The organism is Avibacterium volantium (assembly GCF_049366555.1).
GTDB classification, from domain to species: Bacteria; Pseudomonadota; Gammaproteobacteria; order Enterobacterales; family Pasteurellaceae; genus Avibacterium; species Avibacterium volantium_A.
This window is the reverse complement of the sequence record NZ_JBMMGT010000013.1, coordinates 24,687-39,094: the sequence shown is the minus strand read 5'-3', so window position 1 is coordinate 39,094 and position 14,408 is coordinate 24,687. Positions and strand designations below refer to the sequence as shown.

The 14,408-nt window shown below is 40.2% G+C and carries 10 protein-coding genes; 7 read left to right on the top strand and 3 right to left on the bottom strand.

The features are described 5' to 3' along the window. Positions 1-62 precede the first annotated feature (62 nt). The 3 genes from relA to recO are packed head-to-tail and all read right to left on the bottom strand — an operon-like array spanning position 63 to position 4,338. Positions 63-2,294: a GTP diphosphokinase gene (gene relA / locus ACLS0A_RS05835; protein ID WP_416082641.1), complete on the bottom strand. Its 2,232-nt coding sequence runs from the start codon at positions 2,292-2,294 to the stop codon at positions 63-65. 16 nt (positions 2,295-2,310) lie between these two features. Further along, positions 2,311-3,624, bottom strand: a complete 1,314-nt coding sequence (gene rlmD, locus ACLS0A_RS05830) for a 23S rRNA (uracil(1939)-C(5))-methyltransferase RlmD (protein WP_416082640.1) — start codon at positions 3,622-3,624, stop codon at positions 2,311-2,313. Between the two features lie 3 nt (positions 3,625-3,627). Beyond that, positions 3,628-4,338, bottom strand: a complete 711-nt coding sequence (recO, locus tag ACLS0A_RS05825) for a DNA repair protein RecO (RefSeq protein WP_103854492.1) — start codon at positions 4,336-4,338, stop codon at positions 3,628-3,630. A gap of 203 nt (positions 4,339-4,541) precedes the next feature. Between recO and ACLS0A_RS05820 the strand changes: the two genes are divergently transcribed. The 7 genes from ACLS0A_RS05820 (at position 4,542) to ACLS0A_RS05790 (ending at position 14,377) form a co-directional block, all read left to right on the top strand. Further along, positions 4,542-5,126 carry a restriction endonuclease subunit S gene (locus ACLS0A_RS05820; protein WP_416082639.1) on the top strand — a complete coding sequence of 195 codons (585 nt, stop codon included), beginning with the start codon at positions 4,542-4,544 and terminating at the stop codon, positions 5,124-5,126. A gap of 9 nt (positions 5,127-5,135) precedes the next feature. Further along, entirely contained in the window at positions 5,136-8,384 is a 3,249-nt protein-coding gene (locus ACLS0A_RS05815; protein ID WP_416082638.1) for a type I restriction endonuclease subunit R, read from the top strand. A gap of 17 nt (positions 8,385-8,401) precedes the next feature. Beyond that, complete coding sequence (locus tag ACLS0A_RS05810; RefSeq protein ID WP_416082637.1) at positions 8,402-10,027, top strand: RNA-binding domain-containing protein; 1,626 nt, start codon at positions 8,402-8,404, stop codon at positions 10,025-10,027. 170 nt (positions 10,028-10,197) lie between these two features. Continuing rightward, the gene (locus tag ACLS0A_RS05805; RefSeq protein ID WP_416082636.1) at positions 10,198-11,076 is read left to right on the top strand and encodes a GIY-YIG nuclease family protein; all 879 of its coding nucleotides are present in this window, start codon (positions 10,198-10,200) and stop codon (positions 11,074-11,076) included. After that, positions 11,069-11,311 carry a DNA-binding protein gene (locus tag ACLS0A_RS05800; protein ID WP_416082635.1) on the top strand — a complete coding sequence of 81 codons (243 nt, stop codon included), beginning with the start codon at positions 11,069-11,071 and terminating at the stop codon, positions 11,309-11,311. The genes ACLS0A_RS05805 and ACLS0A_RS05800 overlap by 8 nt, the downstream gene beginning before the upstream one ends. Before the next feature lie 223 nt (positions 11,312-11,534). Beyond that, a complete protein-coding gene (locus tag ACLS0A_RS05795) occupies positions 11,535-12,746 on the top strand; it encodes a restriction endonuclease subunit S (protein ID WP_416082634.1) in 1,212 nt (403 codons plus the stop codon). Between the two features lie 35 nt (positions 12,747-12,781). Further along, a complete protein-coding gene (locus tag ACLS0A_RS05790; protein WP_416082633.1) occupies positions 12,782-14,377 on the top strand; it encodes a type I restriction-modification system subunit M in 1,596 nt (531 codons plus the stop codon). The last annotated feature ends 31 nt before the right edge of the window (positions 14,378-14,408 follow it).

Sequence of the window (14,408 nt, the reverse complement as noted above, 5' to 3'; positions counted from 1 at the left end):
TTTAATCGCAACAAAATTACACGAAAAACCACCGCACTTATTTTTGCTTATAACCGCTTTTCTTATAAACGTTTTGCTTCGATCACATCATCTAATTTTGCTAAACGAGCGAGGATTTTACTCAGCATTTGCACGTTGTTTAGCTCAATTTCCATATCCATCGTGGCGATTTGTTTTTTCGTATCCGTACGGCTAGACACGCCTAGCACGCTGATCTTTTCATTAGCCAACACCGTGGTAATATCACGCAACAAGCCGTGGCGATCACTGGCGATAATACGAATACTAATGCGGAAACCGCTGGCATAGCTCTCGCCCCAAACGGATTCCACCACGCGTTCTGGGTGGCTGGCTTGCAATTCTAAAAACTGTTCGCAATCACTGCGGTGAATAGAAATGCCACGCCCCATTGTGATGTAGCCCACAATGTCATCACCGGGAATTGGCTGGCAACAGCGCGCGATGTGGTGCATTAAGTTGCCCACGCCTTCTACGATCACATAGCCTTTTGACTCATTTTTTTGCGCAGAATTCACCGCACTTTTCTGTGCAACGTGGCGTAAAATCTGTTCATCGGTTTCTTGTGGCGTGGTTTTAATCAGTTTGCTTTGCAAAAAGTTAATCAGCTGATTAAGGCGAATATCGCCGCCGCCAATGCCTGCATACAAATCTTCTAAATTTTTCAGATTGTAACGCGGCAAGGCATACTGCTCCACTTGCTTGAGCGCAATGCCTAAACGTGCAATTTCATTTTCCAACAGCTCTTTACCTGCTGGAATATTTTTATCGCGATCTAATTTCTTAAACCACGCCGCAATTTTGGCACGCGATTTGCTGGTGTTGGTGAAGCCTAAATTCGGATTAAGCCAATCTCGGCTTGGGTTTGGCGTTTTTTGCGTGATGATTTCAATTTGATCGCCCATTTGCAGCTGATAAGTAAAGGGGACAATGCGTCCACCCACTTTCGCGCCAATGCAACGATGCCCGATCTCACTATGAATGGCATAAGCAAAATCCAACGGCGTTGAGCCAGTTGGCAGGTCGATCACTTCACCTTTTGGGGTAAACACATAAACCCGATCATCAAACACTTGGCTGCGTAACTCGGCAATCACTTCGCCAGAATCGGTAATATCATCTTGCCACGCTAATAATTTACGCAACCACGCAATTTTATCTTCATAGGCAGAACGCCCTGTTACGCCCTCTTTATATTTCCAGTGTGCCGCCACGCCAAGCTCAGCATCATCGTGCATTTGTTGGGTGCGAATTTGCACTTCCACGGGCTTGCCGCCTTTGCCCAACACCACGGTATGAATGGATTGATAACCGTTCGGTTTCGGGTTTGCCACATAATCATCAAATTCTTTCGGCAAATGTTTAAAGTGGGTATGCACAATGCCAAGGGCAGAATAACAATCTTGCAGCTTTTGGACGATCACTCGCACCGCGCGAACATCATATAAATCACTAAATTCTAAGTGTTTTTTCTGCATTTTTCGCCAAATGCTATAAATATGTTTCGGGCGACCATACACTTCCACTTGATCGATATTTTCTTGTAAATAGCGGGTCAGATCTGCCACAAAATCCGCAATATATTGCTCACGATCTAAACGGCGTTCTTTCAGCAACTTGGCGATCATTCGATACTGTTCAGGGTGCAAATAGCGGAAGCAATAATCTTCCAACTCCCATTTCAGTTGCCCAATGCCTAAACGATTGGCAAGGGGCGCATAAATATTGGCACATTCTTTTGCTGCCAGCACTTTCTCTTCTTCCGAGCAGCAATTTTCCGCATCACGCAAAAAGGCAATGCGTTCAGCCAGTTTGATAATCACGCAACGGAAATCGTCCACCATCGCCAACAGCATACGGCGCACATTATCCACTTGCAGGGAATTGGCAGAATGACTCGCGTTTAACTGGCGAATGTTATCCATTTCCAGCACGCCTTTCACCAGCTTGCTAATCGCTGTGCCAAAATCTTCGCTAATTTGCTCCAGCGCAACGATATTATGGCTCACCACAGGATAAATCATTGCCGTGATCAGGCTTTCGCTATCCATATTCAGGCTGTGCAAAATTTCCACCATTTCCACCCCTGAAAATAGCGAACAGTGCAGCTGCGGATTTTCCACCGTGTTTTGGTGCTGCTGGATTTTATCTTGCGAATAATGCCAAGCCAGCACCAACTTCTCTGCCAGCTCGGAAGAAAGCCCTAAGCTTTCGCTCCATTGTTCAATCACAAAATCTTTCGGGTTAAGTAGGTGTGAACCTCGAACAGCAACCATAACGCCTTCCTATTTATTATTTCCGTTCAAAGAGAGTAATGCTCTCCAAATGCCCCGTATTTGGGAACATATCGATCATTGCCACTTGGGTTAATTGATAGCCTGCTTGCAACAACATTTGTGCATCGCGCACGAGCGTTGCGGGATTACAAGACACATACAACACTTTTTCTGCCTGTAACTGACACAAAAACGGCATTGCAAATGCTGCGCCCGTGCGTGGGGGATCGAGCAAAATCTTGCTAAATGCTTGGCTTGCCCATTGTTGTTCAGCAAAAGATTGTGCCAGATCACCTTGATAAAATTGGACATTTTTACAGCCATTTCGTTCCGCATTTTGTGTCGCTTTCTGCACCATTTCCGCCACGCCTTCTACGCCCACCACTTGCTTGGCTTGACGGCTTATAGGCAAGGTGAAATTACCCATTCCACAGAATAAATCCAGCACCTGATCTTGGGCACTTAACTCGAGCCAATCTAGTGCAGTGTCAATCATTGCTTGATTGAGTCGCGGATTGATCTGAATAAAATCACGCACATCAAAATGCAGCCGTTGCCCATTGTTCAATTCATAATAAGGGCTTTCGCCATAAAGCTGCTGGATTTGCACATCATCTTGCACGAACAGCATTAAGCGCTCTTGGCGAGCAAACTCAAGCAACAAAGTGCGGTCGTTTTCTGCCAAATTTTTTTGATGACGTAGCAATAATGCCACACCGTTATCCGCTCGCACCAGTTCAATATGGCCTAAATTTTTCGGGTTAGACCAGTTTTGCAAAAGTGCGGTGATTTTTGGCAACAAATGATTGAGTGCCGTTTCAATCACAAGGCAAGATTGCACTGGCTCAATATTTTGTGAATTTTTTTGCCGAAAACCAATGCGCAGCCCCTGCTTTTTATCCCAATTTATACTCAAACGCAAACGGCGGCGATAATGCCATTGGCTGCCCACGATTCGGGGCATTAAGGTAATAGGTTCAGCTTGCAATTTCGTTAAACGCTGAAATAAGGCGCGCTCTTTAGCTTCCCGCTGCATTGCCAAGGGAATATGCTGAGTTTGGCAGCCACCACATTTTGCATAATGCGCACAAGCAGGCTGCACACGCTGTGGGCTAGTTTGCAGCCATTTTTTCGCTACCCCTTTGCCATATTGACGCTTTTCTTCCAACACATCAATCTGCACTTTTTCATCAGGCAGCGCATTTTCGATAAACCACGTTTTACCTTGAATTTTTGCCACGCCTAGCCCTTGATAATCTAAATCTTGCACTTGCGCAGTAAAAGTGCGGTGGTTTTTTTCCACTTTTTTCGGGGAGTAAAGTAATGCCATAGGTTATTTCTGATACAAAATATGTTGGGTGAATAATTCTCGACTTTTCAAAGGCTTACTGCCTAAATAAGGCTTCAAAGCAATGCGAATAAAGCGTTTCGCCGCTTGCAACACCGCCTGATCGTGAAACTCTCGCCGCTCAAACGCCAACAGTTCTCTGCCATAAAAAGTGAGATTATCCTTAATTAAAGAAGCAATAAAGCCTTTTTCTTCGCGATAACGATAGGTCATATTTTCATCGACAGGCTCGCCTGAACCTGCGCAATGGCAAAAATCAATGCCATAGCCCATTGCTGTAAGTAATTGAAATTCAAAGGTTCGCAGACTTGGTTCAACAGACTCAGACACACTCGCCAAGCCCGTAATACATTTTAGATAGTCTTGGAAAATCTCAGGATAAGGGGTCTCAACAGCCAGCAAACGCATCAGCAACTCATTCACATAAAAACCGCTATAAAGCGCCGTAGGCTGCATTGGCAAAGTGAGCGATGCCGCTTCGGCTTTAGTCAGGGTTTTTAGCTCCCCCTTTCCAGTCCAACGCAGAAGCAACGGCGTAAACGGCTGCAAAATGCTTTTCCACGCTGAACGCTTTGTTCTCGCCCCTTTCGCAATCACCGTCAAACGCCCCGTTTCTTCCGTAAACAAATCCACCAATAAACTCGTTTCGCTGTACGCCCTACGATGCAAAACAAAGCCCCGCTGCCAATTTTCGATAACCGTATCCTTAGCTAATCATTCGTTGAAGTGAGGATATTTTAACAGATTTTTGGCAGAGTTAGGGGGAAAAGTGCGGTGGGATTTTTTGGTGTTTTTTGTAAAACAAAAATGTTATTTCTAAAAATAACAAAAAATATATTGACGAAGAATCATACAAGCATATAATGCAAATTAACTTTGTAATTTCAATAAGGAACAAAATGAAACTACAAGATCTTGTACGATTTGAAATCGGTACGCCGCTTTCTCGGCTAAATGAACAAGCTGGCAGCCCTTGCTACTTATTATATGATCAAGCAGATCTACAAGCGGATTTTGAAACTCGAACAGAATCTACGCAGGGCAAGCAAATTTGTACGCCAGACACTCCTACTCTGCTACAAGAAGACGATGTCATTTTTAGCTTAATCTCAGGAACGGCAGTGCAAGTCTGTCAGGCGCGTGCTGGCTATGCGTTTTCTCACAACTATGCTCGTCTGTGTCCATCGGAAGAACTTGATAAGGGCTTTTTGGTTTATTTACTGAATAATGATGCTGATATAAAACGACAATTAGCAGCCAGTTTGCAAGGATCTATTGTAATGAAATATAGTCTTAACCAATTAAAAAACTTGCAACTTTCGACACTTCCTACATTGTCTGTGCAACAGGCTATCGGGCAAGTTGATCGTCTGCAATGCCGTATCACAATGCTTAAAAAACGGGTAGCAGATAATGAAGCACAACTTACCGCACACTTACTAAATAATTTTCAAAAACAATGCAAATCTAACATCAAGAATTAAGGAATGATTATGTCTAACTATCAATACGAATCCGAGTTTGAACAATCCCTTATTGAATATCTCTCCACGGGAAACATTACTACCGCTGATCATTTGCAAGGCTTAAGCCATTATTTGGATTTTCCTAGAAAAACAAGAATTTGGGAATATCTTCCTGACATAAAAACAACAGAACAACTTTGGGATAATTTTAAAGGTATTTTAGAACGCTTAAATAGGCAATCATTAAAATCGCCGTTAAGTGAAAATGAATTTAATCAGGTAAAAACTAAACTGGCGGAACAAACTCGCACACCGTTTGACGCGGGTAAATTTCTTTATGGAACCAATGGCGTTTCACAAATCGAGATCGATTTAGACGATGGTCGCCACGTTTTTTTAACCGTTTTTGATCAGAAACAAGTTGGAGCTGGCAACACGGTTTATCAAATTGTGAATCAAATTGAACGCCCTGCTGTTATCCCCGGTAAACAAAATCGCCGCTTTGATGTAACTTTGCTAATCAATGGATTGCCCATTATTCAATTAGAGCTAAAAGCAGATGCGCATTCCGTTGATGAATCGCTCAATCAAATGGAGCAATATATTAAAGAGCAACAATACCAAGGAATTTTCTCTACGGTACAAATCTTGGTTGGAATGACGCCACATAATGCAAGATATATGGCAAATACCACGGCGGATTATTTTAATAAGGATTTTTCCTTTGCTTGGCAAAAACGCAGTGACAACAGTATTGTGCGTTCGTGGAAAGACTTTGCAGACTCAATGCTATCTATCCCAATGGCACATCAGATGGCAACCAACTATATGATATTAGACGGCACGCCGAATAAAACAATGCTGAAAGTAATGCGTCCTTACCAAGTTTATGCCACGCAGGCAGTCATTGAGGGGATCAAAAAAGCTGATTTTGAAATGGGGGATAAAAAAATTGGCTATATTTGGCATACCACAGGATCAGGAAAAACCATCACCAGTTTCAAAACCGCTTGGCTAGCAAGCCGTTTACCAAAAGTAAACAAGGTGGTTTTTGTCGTTGATCGTATCGCATTAACTAAACAAACCTTTGAAAACTATCGTGCTTATGATCCTGATAACAATGATGATGTCGGCTCAATTCTTGATACCAATAACACCCGAGATTTACGCAAAAAGCTCAAAAGCAATGCAAACGGCATTATTGTTACCAGTGTACAAAAGCTTGGCAAGCTAGCGAAAAGTCGTGATTTTACCGCCCCTAATAAAAATATCGTTTTTATTGTTGATGAAGCTCACCGCTCCACCGCAGGGGAACAGTTCCAACTCATTAAAGACAAATTCAAGCATAGCGTTTGGGTGGGATATACTGGCACCCCAATGTTTGATGGGAAAACCACAAAAGAAATTTTTGGTGAATTATTACACGCTTACACGATTAAAGAAGCCATTGCAGATCGCAACGTGCTAGGCTTTAAAGTGGATTTCAAAAGCACCGTAGATATTCGCGAACTACTTAAACAAAAATACCCTGATTGGTCGGAAGAGAAAATTGATGCTGAGCTTGAAGCGATGCGTAAAGAAGAATTTGATGAAGCCAAATTCTTAGATAATGATAACAAAAGCACGATCACCAAAGGCGAAAAAGTGGAACGCACGCTCACCCGTAATTTTTATGATGAAAGTGATGAACATATCCGCCTTGTGGTTGCGGATATTTTTAAAAATTGGCGTAACCGTTCCAATGATTTCAAATATAACGCCATGTTCACCACCCACGTCAGCGGCACTGGCGCTAGCACACCACTTGCTTCAAGATACTATCGAGAATTCCAACGTGTAAACAAAGAGCGGTCGGAAAAAGGTGAATTTATCTTAAAAGTTGCCTTAACTTATAGCCTTAATACAGAAAACAGCGATGGAATGGCACAAACAAATCAAGCCTTACACGATGCAATCAATGACTATAACGCAATCTTTGGCACAAACTGGGGCTTAAATACAATTCCAGAATATTTTGATGATCTCAGTTCACGCTTAAATAAAACCGTTTATGACCGAAATTATCTTGATCTGGTCATCGTTGTCGATCAACTGCTCACGGGTTTTGATGCCCCAGGGCTTAACACACTCTATGTCGATCGTATCCTAAAAGGTGCTGGGCTAGTGCAAGCCTATTCACGCACCAACCGAATCGCAGATCTGCAAGAAAAACCTTGGGGACAGGTGGTGAACTACCGCTGGCCGGTACAAAATGAACGCCTAATGAATGAAGCACTCGCCACATACGCAAACAAAGATTCTGCCAATAAAGTGGAAGAACCTGCACCTGTCTATGGTGGTGATGACCCAACTCCGCCTTGGCTAGTTAAGCCTTTCAATCAACAGTTAGAAGAAGTCAAAAAGGTTGTTCAAACACTTGCTAAATGTACGAAAAACCCAAGCGGCGAACCATTTATGCAACTTCCACCTAGCGAAAAAGCGAAAGAAGAAATGCTGGGACAGCTACGCGAGTTTAATGCTGGCATTACCAAATTAAAACAATATCCTGCTGAGCAAATTGACGGTCATCTTGCAGGATTTGACTACGATAATCCAGATGCATTGATTGAAGCACTTGGAATGACTCCAAGCCAATATGAAATGCTCACCACCGTGCTTGCAGGAGAATTAAAACACCATTTAGCCAAAGAAAAGAATATTCCAATCTCTCAAATTGAGCTGCGAATGACGCACATTAAGGACATTAAAGTTGATTATGACTATCTCACCGAATTAGTGAATCAACTTATTGCCCAAGTACAAGCGGGCGAAACCGAAGCAGCAGAAAAAACGGAAGAAAAAATCCAACAATTTGCCAACGGTATGGAAGATACTTCCTATGCTGAACAAATTCGCCGTGCTACGCAAGCTATTATGGCAGGAGATTACCCTCTTAATGGTCAAGCCTGGAAAAAGATTTCTCCATCGGAACTTTCAAATACCATTAATGCTGCAAGCAATATCACAATCGATCGAAAATTATTAGATTTTCGCAACAAATGGGGCATTACCGACATCATTAATAATGCTCAAATTCGCAATCTTATTGCGAACCATCACTATGGCGAAAAAGATTTGGACGATGATAAAAAACTCACCAATATCATCACAGAAGGCAGCAAAAATTACACCGCACTTGCCACCGATGCAAACACACAACAATTAACCAACATCAAATACCGTACCGCATTACGCGAAGCGTTTTATCAGTTGGCTGACGGGTTGGTGCAGGACTAGAAGAGTAAGGAGGTAATATGCAATTAGATCAATTATTACAGCAGTCTGAGAATGAACTTATTGAGTTTAAAGAAGCCAAAAACCAATTTGATGACGACAAATTAGGTAAATATTGCTCCGCACTTGCTAATGAAGCTAACCTTCATAAAAAAACTTATGCTTTTCTCATCTTGGGTGTAAGTAATGATAAAAGTATTGTTGGGACACAATATTGCAGCGGAAAAAATAGCTTTAACGAAATTAAGAAAAAGTTAGCAGATAGCTTATCAGAGCGCTTTACAATCCAAGAGATTCAAGAGGAATATGTAGATAAAAAAAGAATTCTTATCTTCAAAATTCCCGCGGCTCCAAAAGGTATTCCCATCGCCTGGAAAGGACATTATTACGCTCGTGAAGGTGAATCGTTAAGCTCATTAGGATTAGAAAAAATAGAGCGTGTCCGTTTACAAAATCAACAGCACGATTGGAGCTGTGAAATTGTCCAAAATGCCGATCTTGATGATTTAGATCCACAGGCTATCTTAATCGCACGTAAGAATTTTATCGTAAAAAATCCTAAGTTTTCTAAAGAAATAGAAAGCTGGGACGATATTACTTTCCTGAACAAAGCCAAATTGACAATTAAAGGGAAAATAACTCGAGCTGCAATTCTCTTACTCGGCAAAGAAGAGTCTGAATCGTTAATTAATCCTGCTAGTGCAACTATCACTTGGATTTTAAAAAATGAACAAGGCAGTGAAATGGATTATGAGCATTTTTCCTGCCCACTACTACTTAATGTAGAAAAAGTATTCGATAAAGTTCGTAACTTAAAATATCGCTACATCAAAAACGGTAATCTGTTTCCAGAAGAAGTTGAACAATATGACCCGTACATAATACGAGAAGCTCTACACAATGCCATTGCACATCAAGATTATGAGTTAGGTGGCAAAATTACATTGGTCGAGTTCCAAAATAGTAAGCTCTATTTTACTAACTCAGGGAAATTTATTCCTCAAAGTATTGAAACAGTTTTATCTGAAAACGCACCAGAAAACCGCTATCGTAATCGTTTTTTAGCGAATGCAATGGTTAATCTTAACATGATTGACACGATCGGTAGTGGCATTAGAAAAATGTTTACTATTCAAAAAGAACGATTTTTCCCCTTACCTGAATACCAACTTTCCGATCAAAAAGTACAAGTATGCATCGTAGGTAAAGTATTAGATATTGCCTATGCACAGAAGTTAGCTTCCTCTCCTGATTTATCGCTAGAAGACATTGTGCTACTTGATAAAGTGCAGAAAAAACTCCCTATTTCAGATCAGGCAGCAAAGCATTTAAAAAGTAAAAAGCTCATTGAAGGTAGAAGACCCAATTACTACATTTCAGCTTCAATCGCGCAAACTAGTGATGAAGAAGTAACCTATATTCACCAAAAAGGCCTTAACGACAAATATTATCAAAAACTGATCATTGAATATTTGACACAATTTAAAACAGCTGAGAGAAAAGACTTTGATCGACTATTATTGGATAAACTGCCATCTATTTTAGATGAAAAACAAAAATATCATAAAGTTAAAAATCTTCTTCAATCCCTTAAAAATAAAGGAGTTATTAATAGTGAAAATCGGATATGGAAATTGTCTAGCTAAACAATGTAAAAAATCATTTAGACAATTTTAGACGATAATTTTAGACAAGATAGCTATACCACTAATAAAATTCATTTTAAAATCAAATAGATAGACAAATATAAAAATTGTCTAGATACAGACAAGTAAAAAAATAATTTAAACGATTTTAGACATTAAAGGAAAACAAAATGCCCACAAAACACCCCAAAACCCTACAAATCTTCCTGCCAACAGGCGAACCGCAGGGAATTCGGATTATTGAAGAAAGCACATCGATTATGCGTGTGATCGAAGTGCCACGCCGTGATTTAGCCACCTTTCTAAAGATGGAAGAATCCGCCCAAGTGGCAGTGTATTTTCTCATCGGTGGTGCGGATAATGATGAAGTTTATATCGGGCAATCGGGCGAAGTGGGGAAACGCATTGAACGGCACCATATCGAAGATAAAAAAGATTGGTCGCGTGCATTGGTGCTGATTTCCCTCACGCAGAATCTCACTCAAACTCACGCTCTGTATTTGGAATGGCTTGCTATTGAAAAAGCCAAATCCTGCCAGCGCTTTAGCCTTTCTAATGGTAATAAAGGGCAGAAAACGCACACCCCGCCACCACTGAAAGCGGCTTGTGAAACGATGTTTGAAATTGCAGATTTACTGCTTTCCACCTTAGGCTACCCAATTTTTGAGCCATTACGCAAAGCACAATCAGAAACCAAAAAAGAAATGATTTTCTACTGCCCACGCAATGGCATACAAGCTCAGGCAATTTATACTCAAGATGGAATGATCGTATTGAAAGGCTCAAATTTCCCTTATATTGAGAAATCAAATGCCCCCAATTATCGTCTGAGAGCCATTGCACAATGTGATGAAATGATTGAAAAAGGCATACTCACCTTAGACAAAGAGCGGTGCTTTTTTAGCAAAGATTTTCGCTTTAATAGCCCAAGTACCGCTGCATCATTACTGATTTTAGGCAATGCCAATGGCTGGACGGAATTTAAAACCGCAGAAGGCAAAACCTTAAAAGAAATTTATGCAAGTGAAACGGAAGCCCTAAATGAATAACCCAATTATCATCTACAACACCGAGGACGGCAAAACCAAAGTGTCGCTTTATGCCCAAGATGGCACGGTTTGGCTGAATCAAAATCAGCTGGCAGAACTTTTTGCCACCTCAGTCCCTAATATCAATAGGCATATAAATAACATATTGAAAGATAAAGAATTAGATAAAAATTCAGTTATTCAGTATTTCTTAATAACTGCCATCAATGGCAGTTATTACAATCTAGTACTTTAGTTCTCCAACGTAGCTGCGATCTCTAAAATCATTGCTTTTTCGCTGTATCTAAGCATTAGCCTATGGGCTAGATGCTTAGTGATGTAGATTAGTAGGAAAATTACTTTTTTATTAAAAATAATCGCATTTTTCCTACTAAAGCAGTTAAAATTATACAATTTTTCCTATTTACTCAAACTATCACCGTATTTGAGTATAAGCAATTTAATAAAGAGATAAGCTGATGAAAAATCATAACATACCAAAACTACGTTACCCTGAATTCACGGACGCTTGGGAAAAGTGGGAGCTGGGAAAAATTGTGAATATTGTTGGAGGTGGTACACCAGATACAAATAATGCTACTTATTGGAATGGAAATATTGATTGGTATTCGCCTACGGAAATTGGGAATGAAATTTATGTTTCTAATAGCTTAAAAAAGATCTCTAAACTCGGTCTAGAAAAAAGTTCAGCAAAACTTTTACCTGCACATAAGACAATCCTGTTCACTTCAAGAGCTAGCATTGGAGATATGGCAATCCTTTTAAAATCAAGTACTACTAATCAAGGGTTTCAATCTTTTGTTGTTGATGAGGAGAAAGCTGATATTTATTTTCTCTATTCTTTGGGATTTAAAATTAAACATTTTGCATTAAAAAATGCTACTGGTTCAACCTTTCTGGAAATCTCTAAAAAACAATTAGAAAAAATGGAAATTTCTATCCCCACTCTCCCCGAACAACAAAAAATCGGCAATCTATTTAAACAGCTAGATCGCCTTATTACTCTTCATAAGCGTAAGTGGGACGATGTAATCTTGCTAAAAAAAGCACTTTTGCAAAAAATGTTCCCGAAAAATGGAGCAGATTTTCCAGAAATTCGTTTTCCTGAATTTACTGACGCTTGGGAAAAGTGCAAGCTGGGGGAGGTGGCGGAAATTTATGATGGAACACACCAAACACCTAATTATAAAAAGTCAGGAATAATGTTTTTAAGTGTTGAAAATATTGAAACTATGATTTCTGATAAGTTTATATCAGAAGATGACTTTAAGAGAGAGTTTAAAACATATCCTACTAGCGGTGATGTTTTAATGACAAGAATAGGTGATATAGGAACAGTTAATATAGTCAATACAAATCAAAGACTTGCTTATTATGTAAGTCTAGCTTTACTAAAGCCTAAATTAGTTTTATCTGAATATCTAAAGCCATTAATAGAAAGCGATCTAATTCAAAAAGAACTTTGGAAAAGAACGCTACACGTTGCATTTCCTAAAAAAATCAATAAAGGTGAAATTGAAGAAATTCCTATTATTCACCCCACCCTCCCCGAACAACAAAAAATCGGCACGTTTTTCAGACGGCTGGATCGGCTGATTACTCTTCATAAGCGACAGCACGAGCATTATCAGCTTTTGAAAAAAGCCTTATTACAGCAAATGTTTGTTTAAGTTTTAAGTTAAAGAATTTATTTTACGGAGTTTTTATGACAACTATCTCAAATATCACCAACCAAATTTGGGCAATGGCAAATGACTTACGCGGAAATATGGACGCCTCAGAATATAAAAATTATATTTTAGGTTTTATTTTCTATCGCTATCTTTCTGAACATCAAGAAGCCTATTTGCTTGAGAATGGCATTATTACACCAAAACCGCACCAAAGTGCTAATGACGCCTATTTCGAGGCTGTGAAACAAGATGGCTTAGAAGATTATTTAAATGATATTGCAAACACCTTGGGTTATGCTATTGAACCTGCGGATACTTGGACAACGCTAATCCAAAAAATTGAGCAAAATCAGATTGTTCCAAGTGATTATCAAGCACTTATTGATAATTTCAACCAAAATAGTGAAATTAACCCTGAAGCACAAAAAGATTTCCGTGGCATATTTAGTGATCTTAATTTAAGTGATTCTCGCCTTGGGACTAACACCAATGACCGCACGAAAGCGTTAAATAAAGTAGTGCGGTTGGTTAATGAAGTGCAGTACAAAGACGATAACGGCAGAGATATTTTAGGCGAAATTTATGAAGAACTGATCGGCAAATTCGCTGCAAATGCGGGCAAAAAAGGGGGGGAATTTTACACCCCTCACGCCGTCAGCCAAATTCTCGCTAGAATTGTCACTCAAGATGCTAAAACAGACGATGTGTTCACGGTTTACGACCCAACTTGTGGCTCGGGTTCTTTATTGCTTACTGTAGGAAATGCCTTACCAAACGGCAAAAAAGAGGGGGTAATCAAGTATTACGGACAAGAACTTTCCACCACAACTTATAACTTGGCAAGAATGAATTTAATGATGCACGGTGTCAGTTTTGCCAATATGACATTATCTAACGCCAATACGCTAGAATCCGACTGGCCAGACGGCTTGGTTGATGGCATCGACAAGCCTCGCAGTTTTGATGCCGTGGTTGCTAACCCCCCTTATTCCGCCAACTGGGATAATGACGACCGTAAACTAAAAGACCCACGTTTTGCCGAATATGGCAAGCTCGCACCAAAATCCAAAGCCGATTTTGCCTTTATTTTGCACAGCCTTTACCACCTCAACAGCACAGGTACAATGGCGATTGTACTGCCGCACGGCGTGCTATTCCGCGGTGCAGCAGAGGGGCATATCCGCAAAATTCTGATTGAAAAGAATTATTTACACGCCGTAATCGGGCTGCCTGCCAACCTCTTTTTTGGTACATCAATCCCCACTTGTATTTTGGTGCTGAAAAAAAACCGCACTTCAAAAGATATCCTCTTTATTGATGCCAGCCAACACTTTGAGAAAGGCAAAAATCAAAACCATCTCAGCGAACAGCACATTAACGCCATTGTTGAGGCTTATCAAAAACGCGAGAATATTGAGAAATTCGCTCAACTTGCCCCTCTAGAGGAAGTACAAGCTAATGAATACAATCTCAATATTCCTCGCTATGTAGATACCTTCGAAGCAGAAGAAGAAATCGATCTTGATGAAGTGCTTGCCAAAATTGCTGAAGATAAAGCAGAAATTGCTCAACTTGAAGCCGAAATCAACGAACAGTTAAACATTCTCGGGGTTAAATCAATACTTTAGTTAATTGATTTATAAATAAAATTTTAATTTT